This window comes from Schaalia odontolytica (assembly GCF_009730335.1).
GTDB lineage: Bacteria > Actinomycetota > Actinomycetes > Actinomycetales > Actinomycetaceae > Pauljensenia > Pauljensenia dentiphila.
Genome location: NZ_CP046315.1, coordinates 1,157,261 through 1,172,407, shown reverse-complemented (window position 1 = coordinate 1,172,407; position 15,147 = coordinate 1,157,261). Strand labels below are relative to the sequence as shown.

The window sequence follows — 15,147 nt, the reverse complement described above, 5'->3', positions numbered from 1 at the left end:
GCTCCTTCCGGAACGAGGCAGTGGCTCAGTTACGCCAGGACGCCGCCCTCTGCCCGGCCACCCACGCGGCCACCTGCGTGCGGCGCTGCAGGCCCATCTTCGACAGGAGAGAGGTGATGTGGTTCTTCACGGTCTTTTCCGCGACACCCAGCTTCTCTCCGATCTCACGGTTCGACAGGCCATCGCCAATCAGGTCTAGGACCTTGCGCTCCGACGGCGTCAGGTCGGCGGTCGGATCCTCGTGATCGACGCGGCGACGCGTCAGAGTACGCTCATCGAGCAGCACGCGACCGTCGGCGACCGCCTTGATCACGTCGGTGATTTCCGCGCCACGCACGGTCTTGAGGATGTACGCGCGTGCACCCGCTTCGAGGGACTCAGCCAGGGCCTCATCGTCATCGAAGGAGGTGAGCACGACGGGGAGGATCTGCGGGTGGGAGGAACGCAGTCGATTCATGATGTCGATGCCGGTGCCGTCGGGCAGCTGCAGGTCCACCAGGATCACGTCGGGACGCACCAGGTCGGCGCGACGCACGGCATCAGCAACGGATCCGGCCTCGGCGACAACCTCGAGGGCGTCGTCGCGGTCGACGATCTCGGCAATGCCACGTCGAACGATCTCGTGGTCGTCAATGATCATGACGCGCGTACGCGCGGACGTATTTTCACTCACGTGTTGATTCTAACCGTCGGGAGGGCAAAAGCCCTCGTGTACTTACTACTTCTCGGGAGACAGGCGGCTCATCGCATCCTGCGCGGCCGCGTTCTCCGCGTGCTTCTTCGACGAGGCCTGCCCCGAGCCGATCGGATCGGGGCGCTCGGAGACGAAAGCGCGGGCCGTGAACACGCGCTGGTGGTCCGGCCCCTCCCCCTCGACCTCATAGGAGACCTCGCCCAGGCCCTGAGCCTGCGAGTATTCGATAAGGATCGTCTTCCAATCCTGGTGCTGGCCGCGCGAGGGGGCATCCACGAGGAGGAAGCTCAGGCGCTCAAGGATGACCCGGCGCGCCTCTTCCAGGCCGCTGGTCAGATAGGTCGCGCCGATGAGAGCCTCGAAGGTGTCGGACAGGATCGAATCCTTGTCGCGTCCCCCGTGCATCGACTCGCCCTTGCCCAGGAACACGAAGTCACCCAGGCCGATCCGGCGGGCGGCGGCAGCCAGGGGCTGCTGGGAAACGGTCGCGGCACGCATGCGCGACAGGTCCGACTCGGCCACGTCCGGGTACTGTTCGTAGAGCTTCTGCGCGATCACGATCGACAGGACCGAGTCACCCAGAAACTCGAGGCGCTCGTTATTCGCGATGCCCCCGGCCTCGTTCGCGTAGGAGCGGTGCACGAGCGCCAACTGCAGGAGCGGGGCGTCGATGCGGGTCCCCCACGCCTCCACCAGCGCCTCCGTGTCGGTACGCGGAGGAACGGTCAGGTGCTTGGCACGACTCATCAGGATCGCCCCGGCTCGGCGTCGTTGCCCAGCAGGGAGGCCAGGGAGGCCAAGCGCGGGTCGACGACAAAGTGCTCATGGTCGGAAGGCAGATCAGCCCACTTCTCGCCGCAGACGTCACACAGGCCCGCGCAGTCCTCACTGCACAGCGGGCGCGGATCCACGAGGGGAACGATCGCATCGCGCAGCTGCGTCTCGATGTCGACGGTGTCGCGCTCGCCGATGACGAACAGGTCCTCGACCTCCTCATCGTCCTCGGAGGGGGTCAGGGCGGGCGCGTCAGCCTCGAAGTAGACCTCCGCGCTGGAGACGTCGTGATGGTCGCGCACCTCGTCGAGGCAGCGCACGCACTCCCCGATGAGATCCACGGAGGTGGCAAGCTGGACGAGCACGCCGTCCTCAACGCTGGTGAAGTCCACGGACACGTCCAGGGGGACGCCGGGGACGGCCGACATGGAGGGGGTACCCAGGTCGTCGGGGGTCACCCACACGAGGTCCTGGTGCAGCGTCGATCCCAGGGCGCGCGGCAGGCGCGCCAGGGACAGGGTCAGGGAATTGTCACTCATTGGTCAGATCCACATCGGTGACGTCGACGCCGCGGCGCTCCGCGATCGTGCGACGTCCAGCGTCGGTGCGACGCGCGAGGTCGGAGATGAGGTGGGCAAGCTCATCCAACGAGGAGGCCACGTAGTCGTCGGCGCCTTCACACAGGGAGGCTGCCGAGCGCTTGGCCTCGGAAACGATCTCGCGGGCGCGATCCTCGGCCATGCGCACGATGTTCTCGGTGGAGATGATGCGGGCGGCCTGGGCGTTCGCGTCGGCGATCGTGGCCTCGGCATCCGAGCGGGCCTGCGAGACGAGCGCGGTGGCCTCGTCGTTTGCGCGCGAGCGGGTGCGCTCGGCTTCTTCCTCGGCGTCGGCGAGGATCTGAGCCGCGCGCTCGTTGGCCTGATCGAGGATCGAGGAGGCGCGCGAATTTGCCTCGGCGATGCGGGTCTCGGCGGCTGAATCGGCGCGTCCCAGGACGGCGTCCGCGTCGGCGACAACGGCATCGGCGGCCACGAGGTCCTCCGGCAGAGCCTCGCGGGCTTGGTCAAGCAGGTCGAGGATCTCGGCCTTGTTGACCATGATCGAGGCCGACAGGGGCACCGCGCGCGAGGACTCGACGAGGTCCTCAATCTGGTCGAGGGCGGCGATCACGGTGGAGGGACCGTAGACGGTTTCCTCGTTCCACTCGTCCTGAGTCTGGTTGTCGGTCGTGTCAGCCATGGCTGCCTCCTGCGTCCCACCGGGCATTATTCAGCTTCTATTGTCGGTCAAAAATCGCTCAATCGCTGGAGGGACATACCGAGAAATATCCTTTTTCAGACCCACGAGTTCGCGCACGGCGCTCGAGGAGACGTGTGCGAGGGTCGGACGGGTCGGAATCCACCAGGTGTCAACACCCCCGATCTCACGGTTGAAGACCGCCTGGGGGGCCTCGTAGTCCACGTCGATTGAGGAGCGCACGCCCTTGACGATAAGCGTGGCTCCCAGGCGCGAGGCCTCGTCCATGGTCGCGCCCTGCAGGAGGATGACCTCAACGCCGCCGAGGTGGCCGGTGGCTTCCCGGATGAGCCTGACGCGCTCTTCGGGGGCGATCAGGCCGCGCTTGGCGGGGTTCGCTCCGACGCCGATGATGAGTCGGTCGGCGATGGCGCAGACACGCTCGGCGACGTCGAGGTGCCCGTTCGTGAAGGGGTCAAAAGAACCGGGGAACAGCGCGATCATCGGTCTTCCTCCTCCTCGCTCGACGAGGCCTGTGCGTCCTCGAGGGACTGCGCACCGTCGGCGGTTTCATCCTTAGGCAGGGGCGGACCGGCAAAGTAGGCGACGGTTTCGCCCCAGGTGCGCTGGTCCTCGAGGACGAGGAAATCCGGCCACGTGGGAGCGGGCGCGCGCGTAGAGCGTTCGACGACGACGAGGGCATCGGGAACAATCCAGGGGCCAAGGGAGGCCAGCACCGTCGTCATGTCCTCTTCGGCGATGTCGTAGGGCGGGTCGATAAAGACCAGGTCGATGTCTCCCGCGAGCGCTTCCCCGTTGCGCGCTCCCAGGTAGGTGCGCGCGTCGGCGGTGACGACGCGGGCTGGCAGCCCCGTCGAGCGAACGTTCGCAGAGGCGACGCGGGCGGCGGCCGAGGCCTTTTCGACGAGGGTGGCGTGGGCGCCTCCGCGCGACATAGCTTCGAGTCCGAGGGCGCCCGTTCCGGCGTAGAGGTCGAGGACGGTCGCGCCGTCCAGCACGTTCATGTGGTCCAGGCGCGAAAAGAGGGCCTCGCGAACCCGCTCGGAGGTGGGACGCGTGCCGGACTTGGGCACGGCGAGGGTACGTCCCTTGGCGCTGCCTGCGACGATTCTGGTCATACCCCTACCCTACCGGGCGCACCTCAGGAGCGTTGCATCCACTCGATCTGTCCGTCCGATGCGGCGCGCAGCGCCCGGGCGAGGTCCGGGTGGCGCGCCAGCATCGGGTCCTGTTCCAGGAGTGTTTCGGCTTCGCCTTTCGCACGGCGGATGAGCGCCTCGTCGCGGCGCACCGACAGGAAACGCAGGTGGGTGGCCGTGCCCGACTGGCCGGCTCCAAGCACGTCGCCTTCCTTGCGTAGGCGCAGGTCGGCCTCGGCGAGCTCGAAACCGTCGGTCGTGTCCGCGAAGGCCTGCAGGCGTGCTCTGCCCGAGTCCGTGAGTTCGTGTCGATGCATGGCGATGCACAGCGAGGGCAGGGAGGAGCGTCCGACGCGGCCTCGCAGCTGATGGAGCTGGGCGAGGCCGAATTGTTGGGCGTCGAGGATAACCATGAGGGTCGCCTCCGACACGTCGACGCCGACCTCGATGACGGTTGTGGCGACGAGGAGGGGGGCGCGCCCGGTGGAGAAATCCTCCATGATCTGCGCCTTCACCGGTGAGGGAGTGCGTCCCGTCAGCTCGTGGATGGCGATGCCGGACAGGGCCGGGTGGGAGCGAAGGTACGCGGTGACCTCCTCGACCGATGCCAACGGTCGTGCGCCTTCTTCCTCGGCGTCGGCGACGTCGTCGGAGGCGTCGATGCGCGGGCACACGACGTAGACGCGACGCCCCTGGGCGATCTCCTCTGCGGCCCGCGCCCACGTGCGCTCCACCCACGCCGCGTTCGCACTGTCGGCGAGGTAGGTGGCTACGGGGGTGCGCCCCGAGGGCATGCCGCTCATACGCGTGTCGTCGAGATCTCCGAAGACCGTCATGGCGATCGTTCGCGGAATCGGAGTCGCGGTCATAACGAGCTCGTGAACCGCGCGCCCGTCCTCACGCGCCCCGCGCAGCGCGGCTCGCTGCTCGACGCCGAAGCGATGCTGCTCGTCGACGACGACGAGAGCCAGGTCCGCGAAACGCACGCTCTCCTGGAAGAGAGCGTGGGTTCCCGCGACGATGAGCGGCTCTGCCGCGTTCATCGCGCTTTGAATCTCACGGCGGGCGGCTGGCGTCGTCGAGCCCGTCAGCAGGCGAACGTCCGGGGCGTCCGCCCCCAGGGGCTCCAGGAGTGCCCGCAGGGAGGCGGCGTGCTGCTCCGCCAGGACCTCGGTCGGCGCGACGAACGCCCCCTGGTGACCGGCGGCAACCACCTGGAGCAGCGCGCTCAGCGCGACAACGGTCTTCCCCGATCCCACGTCTCCCTGTAGGAGCCGCTGCATCGGCACCTCGCCGGCCAGGTCGGCCCCGATCTGGGCAACGGCCTCGCGCTGGGAGTCTGTGAGTTCAAAAGGCAAGGACGAGCGGAAACGCTCGCACAGCGGCGCGTCGATCGGCGAGGCCAGCGCCGCCACGGCCCGAGCGCCCCGGCGCTGCGCGGCCAGCCCCACCTGGAGGACGAACGCCTCGGCGAAGGCCAGGGCCTTACGCGCCTGCTGATAGTCCTCGTCCGTCTCCGGCTGATGAAGGGCGCGCAGGCAGTCGGCGTGGGAGGCGAAGCCAGCGCGCTCGCGGACGTCAGCGGGAACCGGGTCGGGCACATGAGCGTCGTCCAGGTGGTCCAGCACCATGCCAATTGCTCGGGCGATCGCCCACGAGGCCAGCGATCCGGTCGCCGGGTAGATCGGGATGGGGCGCGACGCGATACGCTCGATGTCCTCCCCGTCCACACCCTCAAAGGAGGGATGGGTGAGTTGCAGCTTGCCGCGGTAGGCCCCGACCTTGCCGGCGAAGAGGAAGGACTGCCCCGGCGTCAGGAGACGCTCAATGGGGGCGAGCTTGTACTGGTTCTTCGCGAAGAAGGTCGCCGACAGGAACTGAACGCCGTCGGTGAGAGTGACTTCCAAGCGCACGCCCGAGCTGGATCGGTTGGCGACCAGGTGTGCGCCTGCGACCTCGGCGAGGATCGTCACGTCCTCGCCTTCGCGCAGGGAAGACAGCGGCGTGAGGCGACCCCAGTGGTAGTAGCGCCGCGGCGCAACCAGCAGCAGGTCGCCAACCGTCGCCACACCCGCCCCCTCAAGAGCCTTCGCCGTCTTTTTCGGCAAGCGCAGGGACAGGGGGACGTCGAGTGCGCTCACGAGGCGCACCCCGCGACCAGGCTTGGCCCGCTCTGCCCGCCGTCCCAGGTCTCCAGGTCGATCGTCGACGACGCGTCGCGCGTGGAGAGCAGCTGGCGAACGGTGGCCACGGTGTAGGGGCCGTCGTCGTCGCGCGAAATAAGGAGGCGCCAGGAATCACCACCACTGCGTGAGGCTTCGGCCAGGGCCTCGGCGATGCCCTCCGGGTCGCCGCCAGGAGGCAGCGGGGCGCTCGCGCACGAGGCGAGAGCGTCGTGTGCGCCGTCGCGCAGCATGCGTGCCAGCGTCGGAGCGGCCTCAACACCACCCGGCTGGGGCACGAACAGCGGGGCGCAGGCTCGGGCGACCGCGAGGACGTCGAGGTCATCGCGACTACCCGCACGCAAGATCGCCGGAACACCCGGGGCAGGCGAGGGCAGCACCGAGGCCACGGTACCGACCAGGGAGGCACTGGCCTCGTCGCACGTGGCTACGAGAGTCACGCCCGTGCGCGAGGTCGCCGCCGACACGATGCCCGCGGCATCCCCAGAGCTCAGGTCCAAGAACACCACCGCTCCTGCGCGTGCGAGATCTTCGACAAGGCCGGGGGCACTGGTGCAAGCAATGACGCGGGCACGCTCAACGCGGCGCATAGGTCGGCGCTGCAGCAGGCGCACACCGCGGTGGCTCAGGCCCTCGTCGGCCAGCTCATCGATACCGATCTGCGCGTCCGGGCGTGCGTCGCAGACCTGGAAGCGAATAACCTGCCCCGAGGTGGGATGCGCGGCCAGCGGCGCGGAGGTGTCGACGTGCAGCCTCCACTCCCCCATGCCAAAGAGATCAACCCTGCCCACGTAGGACAGTCGCGCCCCCAGGCCACCGAGGCGAGCGAGCAGCGCGTCCAGGTCCTCCTGCGTCCCCTCCAAGATGATGTCGACCGTGAAGTCGCGGCCGGGCGGAGGGGGGGCAGCCTCGGGCGCACGCGAATGGCGCTCCGCGAGGTCGGCCAGCATCGCAGTAAACGACTGAAGGATTCCGGCGTCACCCCGCATCGAAGCGTCGATACAGGCCAAGACCAGGGCGACGAAGGCGCCACCGGGGTCGATACGCCCCGTCGCCTCGTTCGTCGCCTCAACGAGGCCGATCTGCGCCTGGGAAGAGAAACGAGAGAAAACGTCTTCGACCTCCGGGAGCGTCGCACCCAGGCCCTGAATTTCGCGCACCGCCCCGCCGAGCATTTCCGCGAGGGCATCGGACCACTCGATGGAGGAGGCCACGGGGCTCAGGGATGCGGCGATCATGCGGCGCAGCACGACAGGCGTGACATGATGCTCGTCCCCGAGAGCACCGGCCCACGCCTCGAAAAGAGCTCCGAGGGCCATGCCGCTGTGCCCAAGGCCGCGGCGGATAATCGTCTCCACGGCCGCTTCGAGCGCGTCGCGCAGGTGAGCACGCGGGTCCAGGGAGTCCATAGCGGCCTCGAGCGCAGCCATCGTCGCTGCACCATTCGACCCCGTGTCACAGTCCGCCCCATCCCATCCGTCCAGGTCATCAAGGAAAGGCGCGAGCCTGGCGGCCTCCTCAGCCCCGGCGCGACACGCCTCGATAATGACAGATGCATTCAGATCCATGACTCCCCTTTCAGCCCCTCCCATTGTCCCTGCGCGGATCGGTGTGTGCGACCTGACACGACCCAGATCGGCTGCGACTTGTTGAAAGCGTGGTTCGTCCGCTATTCTGTCATGGTTGCCTTCGGTTCAAGCACCGAAGGATGCGTTCTCCGCAAGCGCGGAGATAAAGACTGAACTGGAAGACATACCGAGGAGAACATCGTGGCTGCCGTTTGTGACGTGTGCGGTAAGGGACCCGGCTTCGGCAAGAGCGTGTCGCACTCGCACGTTCGCACCAACCGCCGGTGGAATCCGAACATTCAGCGCGTTCGCGCCCTTGTCAATGGGACGCCCAAGCGCCTGAACGTCTGCACCAAGTGCCTGAAGTCCGACAAGGTCGCCCGCGCGATCTGAGTCGACACTGACGTAACGCCGGAGGGGCAAGCCAAAAGGATCGCCCCTCCGGCGTTTATCTCATCTACTCCCCCATTACTTGCGCCCCGCGCGTGTACGGGTCAGCGCCCGCGACGAGAAGTTGCAGGCGCTGACCTGTACCTTGTGTGTCTGGATTCCCCATCCGCTCTCAGGAGGCGAAGCTCAGAGCAGATCCGCGGCCAGATCGAGCGGGGTTCCAAAACGGTGGTTCGTAATCGAGACCGCCTGTTCGCGCAGGAATGGCAGCAGCTCCGAGTGCGGCCAGGCCGTGACGGCACCCGTGTACAGGGCAACATCAGGGCTGCCACTGCTCGCGCGGGTTGCGTCCGCCCAGCGCTGCTGCGAGCTTTCATCGCGCGGCCCCAGGACACGCACTCGCATGCCCAGGCCGCCGGAGTTCGCCACCATCGCCAGGCGAGAATCCCACGAGTGCGCGTCTTCGACCGTCACCTCGATATCCCATCCCTCCAGCAGCTCCCGGATGGTAGCCGGAAGCTCATCGGCAACGGATAGCCCGATCGGGCCACCAGCGAGGATGCCCGCTGCCAGCACACGCACGGTGTCGGCGAGGGCAGTCCCGCTCCCGGCGCGCACGAGGACCGGCGTGGAACGGTAGCGCAGGACATTGCGTTCGCAGGCCATGCCGGTAACGTCGCGGTTGGCTCCGTAATCGGATGCCCAGGCAGCGCCATCGGCAGCGACGGCACGGCTCAGTTCGGCCGCATCATCCGCGCTCAGGTGAGGACCGGCCGCACGACACAGGGCGAGCACACTCGAATCGAGCGTCTCCACGAAATGACTGGACTCCCCCGCCATCGCATCGCGGTCGGGCTCGACCTCGCCCAGACCCAGCAGGTAAGAGGGACCGCCAGCCTTCGTCGTTGACCCGATGGCGGAGCGCTTCCAGCCGCCGAAAGGCTGACGGCGAACGATCGCGCCGGTAATCCCACGGTTGACGTAGAGATTGCCGGCCTCGATGCCCTCCAGCCAGGTCGCCAACTCACCGGTGTCGAGAGTATGGAGGCCGGAGGTCAGTCCGTAGTCAACCTCGTTGACGGCCTCGATCGCGTCCTCGAGGGTGTCGACGCGCATGACGCCAAGGACGGGCGCGAAGTACTCGGTCAGGTGGAACTCGCTGCCGGGCTCCACGCCCGCGCGGATGCCCGGGGTCCACAGCCCATCACCCAGGTACCGGGGCTTGAGCACCCAGTGCTCACCCTCTCCCAGGGTGGTCAGGCCTCGCACGGCCTTCTCGTCGTCGGGGACGACAACCGGGCCAACCTGCGAGTCCAGGGATGCCGGCAGGCCCACGCGCAGCGAGGCGGCCGCATCCACGAGCTGGCGAGCGATGCGGCCCGAGCGCCCCGCAGATCCGACAAGGATCAGCAGGGAGGACGCCGAGCACTTTTGTCCCGCGTGCGCGAAGGCTGAATGAACGATGTCGCGCACCGCCAGATCAGGGTCAGCGGACGGCGTGACGATAATGGCATTCTTGCCGCTCGTCTCGCCCAGCAGGTGCATGTCGGGCTTCCACGAACGGAAGAGGCGAGCCGTGTCGTACGAGCCCGTCAGGACAACGCGATCAACACCCTCATGCGTCACCAGGTAGCGTGATACGTCGCCGTCCTCAAGCGGGGCGAGTGCGACCAGCTCGCGGGGGATCCCGGCCTCGTGGAAAGCCGCGACGAGTTCCGCGGCGCAACGCTTGGCCGGCGGGGCCGGCTTGAGGATCACCGCGCTGCCCGCCGCCAGAGCAGCGGCGACGCCACCCACGGGAATGGCCACGGGGAAGTTCCAGGGCGAGGCAACGACGGTGACGTTCACCGGCACGAATCGGGCACCCGCCATATAGGTCTCATCGGAGAGCTGCAACGAGGCCTCCGCGTAGTGATGACAGAAGTCAACCGCTTCGCTCACCTCGGGATCGGCCTGATCAATGGTCTTGCCTGCCTCAGATCCGGCGACCTCGATGAGCTCGCCCCGGCGCGCGGCGAGGACATCGCCGACGCGATGCAGCGCGGCTGCGCGCTCCTCGGGGTCCAGGGCCTGCCAGGCGTGCGCCGCCTTGGTGCTTGCCTCGACGAGGGCGTCGACCGCCTCGTGTGTATCCAGAGCCTGCGCGCCGGCACGCACGGCCTCCACACCTCGCGTCGAGGCAGGGATGGCCGCAGCAATCTCACGGGCCCACTGGCGGTTGGCCGCCAGGGCGGGATCTGAATCCGGTTCGGAGACAAAGGGACGACGCGCGCGCTCGGCGAGGCTCCCCTGCTCAGCCGGAACCCCGGCCTTACGCTCGGCCAGACGATCCTGGACGCGGTTGGGAACCGGCAAGGGGGCGTCCGGATCAACGTCGGACAAAGCCGCGAGGAAACGGTCGCGTTCCCGGGCGAAGATGTCCTCATTCGTGGCGATGTCGAAGACCCCGGACATGAAGTTCTCAGGTGCGGCGTTCTCCTCAAGTCGGCGCACCAGGTAGGAAATGGCGACATCAAACTCTCGGGGGTTGACGACCGGGACGTACAGGAGCAGGGAGCCGACATCGCGACGCACGACCTCTTGAATGCCTGTGGCCATGCCGGAAAGCATCTCGAACTCGACGCTGTCCTCGACGCCGCGCGCTGCCCGCAGCTCGTAGGCGAACGCAATATCGAAGACGTTCTGTCCGGCCACTCCCAAGCGAATCGCCCGGGTCCGCTCGGGCGTCATCGCCCAGTTCAGCATGCGCTTGTAGTTGGTGTCGGTGGCCTGCTTGGACGGCCAGGTCGTCAGCTCCCAGCCGTGAATCTCGGCGTCCACCTTCTCCATGGACAGGTTCGCACCCTTCACGATGCGAACCTTGATGCGCGAGCCACCCGCGTCCAGGCGTGCCCGCGCCCACTCCTGGAGACGCTGGAGCGCACCGAGCGAATCGGGCAGGTAGGCCTGGAGGACGATGCCGGCCTCGTAGCCACGCATATCCGGCTGGTCGAGGATGGCGGTGAACACCGCGATCGTCAGGTCGAGGTCCTTGTAGTCCTCCATGTCGAGGTTGAGGAAGGTCCCGTTGTCGCGAGCGAGGCGGTAGAGGGGTAGGAGCGCGCGAACGCCATGGTCGACAACCTCCTCGAAGCCCCACGGGTTGTGGGGGCCTGTCACCGCAGAGACCTTGATGGACACGTAGTCGACATCCTCGCGGGTCACGAGGCGCGAGACCTCGGCCAGGCGATGAGACGCTTCCTTCTCACCGAGGACAGCCTCGCCGAGGAGGTTCACGTTCAAGCGGTGGCCGCCCTGACGCAGGCGGGCGAGCGCGGGCCCCAGGCCCTTGTCGGTTGCATCGACGACGAGGTCGCCGACGATCTCGCGGAATACACGACGGGCCACCGCCGTCACCGTGCGCGGGGCGAGGAGCGATGCTGTCGAGCCGAGGCCCATCGCCGCAGCCAGGGCCGGGGGCAGGAAGTTCTTGCGGCCGGCCGACAGGCGCTTCATGGCTGCGCTGGCTACGTCCAGGTCCGCGGGGCGCACGACGTCATCGACGAATCGGGTCGTGAAGGTGAGTCCCTCCGGATCGGCAAGGATACGAGACAGGAGTTTGGCCGATTGGGGGGTAGGCTCATGGGCCGACTCGTCGGCCCAGCGGCGGGCCCGAATAATCGCCCGCTCCCCCAAGGCCCATAGGTCATCGGGGCAGCGTCGAGCGCTGGCATCGTGGTGGGACGGGGTGGGAACAGCGGCGTTCGCCATGCGTAGACCTCCAGACGTGGATGAGCGACGGATTCTCAGCCTCGCGCGGAGCGTCAACGCTGGACACGCTCGGCAAAACTCCCGACGTTGTGAAGCATGCTAGTTTGTCCATCGTAACGCGTATAAGGCTCACCTGTGCGGGCATCGCATGACGACGCGACAATCAAGCAAGGGACCTAAGCCCCGAATCTCGCTAAACACTCACAATGCCCGATCGCAAGTGTTGCTTCTCACATAAGGTCCGTTGCCTACGCGGCGACACCCCGCCTCACTCGGGGTGAACGAGCCACCGCTCCTTCATGTCAACGGCGACGCCAGCCATGACCTCGTGCATGTTGAGCGTACGACCACCGTCCGCGCGCGCGCAGAGCCACTGGACCTGAAGCCCGTCCGATATCGCAACGAGGCGGCGCGCGATCTGCTCACTCGGAGCGTCCTCACGTACCTCGCCCGTGGTCTTGCCATGCTCGAAAGCATCAACGAGGTAGGAAATAGCACCGATCAGGTGCTCGCGGAACCACGGGTGCGCCTGATGCTTCGAGTCGATGACGGCCGCCGACATCGCCGTGTAGAGCGCCACGCCGTCGGGATGGCGCTGGTTGTGTGCCACCATGTTCGCCCAAGCATCCAGCGCGGCCTCGGCCCCCTCTTCGGGGCGCGGGAGTCGGCTGACGATGCGACGATCACGCTCGTCCAGGACGGCCGCGAGCAGCTGATCCTTCGAGGAGTAGTGATGCAGGAGCCCCGCCTTCGAGATATCGGAGGCACGCGCGATGTCTGCAAGCGAGGTTGCCACGTAGCCCTGTGTCGAGAAAAGGGTAAGTGCCTCCGACAGGATGCGCGCCTTCTTGTCCTCACTACCGGCTTTCGGACGGCCGGGCCGACGGGTGCTCGTTGCCTTAGCATCGTTGCTCATGCGGGCTGCTCCATGTTCGGTGTGAGAGAGTTACCAACAACCCATCATAGCGTGCAACCGCTTAGACGCCACCGGGTATGTGAACTTCTTTCGTCGAGTCCGTATACCCGGTGCATCAATGGCGTGATTCGAGGCCTTAGTAGGCGAATCGAACCTCGAACTGCGGCTCGCCCGAAGCATCCAACTCGAGCTTGCCATCCTTGTCGGTCTTCACGGTCGCCGTCACCCGGGACGTCACGTCATGCTGTTTCTCCCAGCTCTCCATGCCCTGGATCGTGAACGTTGCCTCGCCGGTATAGACACCGCCTTCATCCGTCGTCGCCTTCATGGCCGTGGGCATCGTCTTGACCTGCAGCAGGGCCAGGGTCCGGGACTGAACCGCGCTCGGGCATGCCGTGTCGATGTTGCCCGGGACGGTCGCGCACGAGTTCGTGAGCGCAGCCGCAGCCTCGAGCGCGGCGGCAGCCATCTTGTCGTTGTAAGTGCCCTTCAGCTCGACCGTTCCACCGTAGTAGGAGCTGTCGTAACCCGTTGCCGCCTTGACCGAAATGGTCTTGGGGGCAGCGTCGATGTACTCACCCGTCTCCTCCGGGGTGAACGTGTAGACGCCCGGGTAGAGCACGATGGAGCTACTCGGGGCTTCCTTCAACGTCGCGACCGACATCTTTTCGCCGCCGATCGAGAAGTGCGTGACATTGTCTGCCCGCACATCCACACGAGAGACCATCGCATCCTGGATCTTCCAGTTCTTCAGCAGACCAAAGGTCTTCTTCGCTTCACTGACGCGGAACGAACGGGTGAAGCGTTCGCCGTCGAGGCGCATCGTCGCCGTCACCACCCGTTCCTTCGAGTGCTCCGCATCGTCCACGGTCACGTCCTCAACCTCGATGCGGGCGCTCGACGAGGCCATGACCTCGTCGGAGAGGAAACCGCGCTGATCGTTGGGCAGCCCCGGATCAACCATCGCCGTCGCAGCGCTGGCCTTGCCGTCCGCGAGCAGATCAAGATACTGGCGAACCTGCGCCTCGGGGGTGCGCGTCCAGTTGGCGATCGCCAAGGCGACGGTTGCGACAACCCCGAGCACAACAAGGGCCACAACACCCACGACGATGCGCTTGATGCGACGGCGGCTCTTCTCCGACATCGGCGTAAAGGTCACGCCCGCCTGCGGGACTGCAACAGCCGGAGCAACCACATTCTGGGGGCTCGGAGGGGGCGGAGGCGTCGGGCTCTGGGAAGGGGCCGGGGGCGGGGGCACCGCACCCTGATTCGCATCGTAGTGCTGCTCAGACATCTCTCAATCCTCACTGTTGTGCGCGCCGATGGGCAGGCGCTGCGGTGCCGCTGACGAGGTTGGCCACACCGAAACCGCTAAATTTTCTCACACGGTATTTTCTTCATCAAATAAACAATTGCGGCCGCCATATGCTGGACGCTCGCGCCGCACAGGCTATCGGAGAGCACTAGAAGCGAACCGTCGTGTTCTCGGTGGCAGCTGTACCGCTTCCGTCGACAACGACGACCGTCTGAGAATCCACAGTGCCTCCGTCGCTCCGGCCCTCAGGCGTCAGGGTATAAACGCCGGGGAAGAAGTAGTACTCCTGCCAGCTCTTCGACAGTGGCTCGACGCCGGCGGAATCGCCACGTACGGAAAAACCGGGAACCCCGTTGCCCGTCACCGCCACGCGCACCAAGAGGCCATCGCTCAGGTACCATTCCGCGAGATTGTCCTTCGTCGGTTTCCTATGATAGACGAGGAATTCGTGCGTCACGCGTTCGCCATTCACGCTCATCGTTGCCTCGACCCTCGCGAATTCTCCGACGCGCCACCTGCCGGTCTTACCCTCCACCGATTCGACGACGATACGGGAGTCGGACGCGCACAGCACGTCGTTCGTCAGGAAGCGCTTCTCGCGGTCGGATAGCGTCATCGTCTGCATCCCGAGCGCCGACTCGGCGTCGGCGTCGGCAAGGTACGTCAGGTATTGGCGCACAGCATCCTTGGGATTCGCCCGAGGCATATCCACCAGGTAAACGATGCCGAACACGATCACGCCGATGATGATGGCGGCAATTACTCGAACCTTGGCATCAGCCTTGCCTTGTTGTTGCGTAATCACGGGCGGCGGAGCCGACGACCACCCTCCGACGGGCGTCCCTTCGACTCCCACACGACGTGCCCACATACTGCCTCCCAGTGAGGCAAGACGCTGACCGACGTCAGGCGTCAACGTCAGTCTGCGCATCGACGACGGGCAGGGCCTTCGTCGGCGGAACGCAGGCGTCACCCTGCAGCGCGGGCAAGGACAGTCCGGCGGTCGCCGGAATCTCCTCCGACGACTCCGCGAGCTTGCGCGCCACGCGCGACATCGGTCGAGACGAGGCCGGGGTGCCCTCAGTCAACGCGGTCATCCTGATGTACTCCAATCGTTGGTCGTCACGCCGCTTCACTTCCCCATCTATCAACAAAGAC

14 protein-coding genes are annotated in these 15,147 nt (G+C 66.5%); 1 reads left to right on the top strand and 13 read right to left on the bottom strand.

Going from position 1 to position 15,147, the window contains the following annotated elements; genetic code table 11:
• Nucleotides 1-25: 25 nt before the first annotated feature.
• From FOC40_RS05065 to FOC40_RS05030, 8 genes are all read right to left on the bottom strand, one after another.
• A complete protein-coding gene (locus FOC40_RS05065) occupies nt 26-640 on the bottom strand; it encodes a response regulator (RefSeq protein ID WP_003796284.1) in 615 nt (204 codons plus the stop codon).
• A 78-nt stretch (nt 641-718) separates the two neighbouring features.
• On the bottom strand, nt 719-1,441 hold the full coding sequence (gene rnc, locus FOC40_RS05060) for a ribonuclease III (RefSeq protein WP_003796282.1): 723 nt from the start codon (nt 1,439-1,441) through the stop codon (nt 719-721).
• On the bottom strand, nt 1,441-2,007 hold the full coding sequence (locus FOC40_RS05055; protein WP_003792649.1) for a YceD family protein: 567 nt from the start codon (nt 2,005-2,007) through the stop codon (nt 1,441-1,443). The genes rnc and FOC40_RS05055 overlap by 1 nt, the downstream gene beginning before the upstream one ends.
• On the bottom strand, nt 2,000-2,710 hold the full coding sequence (locus tag FOC40_RS05050; protein WP_039929734.1) for a hypothetical protein: 711 nt from the start codon (nt 2,708-2,710) through the stop codon (nt 2,000-2,002). Before FOC40_RS05050 ends, FOC40_RS05055 begins: the two co-directional genes overlap by 8 nt.
• A gap of 30 nt (nt 2,711-2,740) precedes the next feature.
• The gene (coaD, locus tag FOC40_RS05045; RefSeq protein WP_003796279.1) at nt 2,741-3,211 is read right to left on the bottom strand and encodes a pantetheine-phosphate adenylyltransferase; all 471 of its coding nucleotides are present in this window, start codon (nt 3,209-3,211) and stop codon (nt 2,741-2,743) included.
• On the bottom strand, nt 3,208-3,846 hold the full coding sequence (locus FOC40_RS05040; RefSeq protein ID WP_003792652.1) for an RsmD family RNA methyltransferase: 639 nt from the start codon (nt 3,844-3,846) through the stop codon (nt 3,208-3,210). Before FOC40_RS05040 ends, coaD begins: the two co-directional genes overlap by 4 nt.
• Before the next feature lie 23 nt (nt 3,847-3,869).
• Nucleotides 3,870-6,017 carry an ATP-dependent DNA helicase RecG gene (locus FOC40_RS05035; RefSeq protein ID WP_003796277.1) on the bottom strand — a complete coding sequence of 716 codons (2,148 nt, stop codon included), beginning with the start codon at nt 6,015-6,017 and terminating at the stop codon, nt 3,870-3,872.
• The gene (locus FOC40_RS05030; RefSeq protein ID WP_003796274.1) at nt 6,005-7,618 is read right to left on the bottom strand and encodes a DAK2 domain-containing protein; all 1,614 of its coding nucleotides are present in this window, start codon (nt 7,616-7,618) and stop codon (nt 6,005-6,007) included. Before FOC40_RS05030 ends, FOC40_RS05035 begins: the two co-directional genes overlap by 13 nt.
• Before the next feature lie 201 nt (nt 7,619-7,819).
• Between FOC40_RS05030 and rpmB the strand changes: the two genes are divergently transcribed.
• A complete protein-coding gene (rpmB, locus tag FOC40_RS05025; RefSeq protein ID WP_003792657.1) occupies nt 7,820-8,011 on the top strand; it encodes a 50S ribosomal protein L28 in 192 nt (63 codons plus the stop codon).
• Between the two features lie 183 nt (nt 8,012-8,194).
• Here the strand turns inward: rpmB and FOC40_RS05020 are convergent, their stop codons facing one another.
• From FOC40_RS05020 to FOC40_RS05000, 5 genes are all read right to left on the bottom strand, one after another.
• Nucleotides 8,195-11,758: a bifunctional proline dehydrogenase/L-glutamate gamma-semialdehyde dehydrogenase gene (locus FOC40_RS05020; protein ID WP_003796271.1), complete on the bottom strand. Its 3,564-nt coding sequence runs from the start codon at nt 11,756-11,758 to the stop codon at nt 8,195-8,197.
• Between the two features lie 268 nt (nt 11,759-12,026).
• Nucleotides 12,027-12,674 carry a TetR/AcrR family transcriptional regulator gene (locus tag FOC40_RS05015; protein WP_003796268.1) on the bottom strand — a complete coding sequence of 216 codons (648 nt, stop codon included), beginning with the start codon at nt 12,672-12,674 and terminating at the stop codon, nt 12,027-12,029.
• 136 nt (nt 12,675-12,810) lie between these two features.
• Nucleotides 12,811-13,968 (bottom strand): hypothetical protein, encoded by a 1,158-nt coding sequence (locus tag FOC40_RS05010; RefSeq protein WP_231126068.1) that lies wholly within the window; start codon nt 13,966-13,968, stop codon nt 12,811-12,813.
• Between the two features lie 169 nt (nt 13,969-14,137).
• Entirely contained in the window at nt 14,138-14,860 is a 723-nt protein-coding gene (locus FOC40_RS05005; RefSeq protein WP_231126067.1) for a hypothetical protein, read from the bottom strand.
• Nucleotides 14,861-14,894: 34 nt separating this feature from the next.
• Entirely contained in the window at nt 14,895-15,086 is a 192-nt protein-coding gene (locus tag FOC40_RS05000; RefSeq protein WP_196773367.1) for a hypothetical protein, read from the bottom strand.
• Nucleotides 15,087-15,147: the final 61 nt, after the last annotated feature.

Excerpts from the sequence above, each read along its gene's own strand:
- FOC40_RS05065 (WP_003796284.1), bottom strand. The coding sequence starts at position 640 with ATGATCATTGACGACCACGAGATCGTTCGACGTGGCATTGCCGAGATC.
- rnc (WP_003796282.1), bottom strand. The coding sequence starts at position 1,441 with ATGAGTCGTGCCAAGCACCTGACCGTTCCTCCGCGTACCGACACGGAG.
- FOC40_RS05055 (WP_003792649.1), bottom strand. The coding sequence starts at position 2,007 with ATGAGTGACAATTCCCTGACCCTGTCCCTGGCGCGCCTGCCGCGCGCC.
- FOC40_RS05050 (WP_039929734.1), bottom strand. The coding sequence starts at position 2,710 with ATGGCTGACACGACCGACAACCAGACTCAGGACGAGTGGAACGAGGAA.
- coaD (WP_003796279.1), bottom strand. The coding sequence starts at position 3,211 with ATGATCGCGCTGTTCCCCGGTTCTTTTGACCCCTTCACGAACGGGCAC.
- FOC40_RS05040 (WP_003792652.1), bottom strand. The coding sequence starts at position 3,846 with ATGACCAGAATCGTCGCAGGCAGCGCCAAGGGACGTACCCTCGCCGTG.
- FOC40_RS05030 (WP_003796274.1), bottom strand. The coding sequence starts at position 7,618 with ATGGATCTGAATGCATCTGTCATTATCGAGGCGTGTCGCGCCGGGGCT.
- FOC40_RS05020 (WP_003796271.1), bottom strand. The coding sequence starts at position 11,758 with ATGGCGAACGCCGCTGTTCCCACCCCGTCCCACCACGATGCCAGCGCT.
- FOC40_RS05015 (WP_003796268.1), bottom strand. The coding sequence starts at position 12,674 with ATGAGCAACGATGCTAAGGCAACGAGCACCCGTCGGCCCGGCCGTCCG.
- FOC40_RS05010 (WP_231126068.1), bottom strand. The coding sequence starts at position 13,968 with ATGTCTGAGCAGCACTACGATGCGAATCAGGGTGCGGTGCCCCCGCCC.
- FOC40_RS05005 (WP_231126067.1), bottom strand. The coding sequence starts at position 14,860 with ATGTGGGCACGTCGTGTGGGAGTCGAAGGGACGCCCGTCGGAGGGTGG.
- FOC40_RS05000 (WP_196773367.1), bottom strand. The coding sequence starts at position 15,086 with ATGACCGCGTTGACTGAGGGCACCCCGGCCTCGTCTCGACCGATGTCG.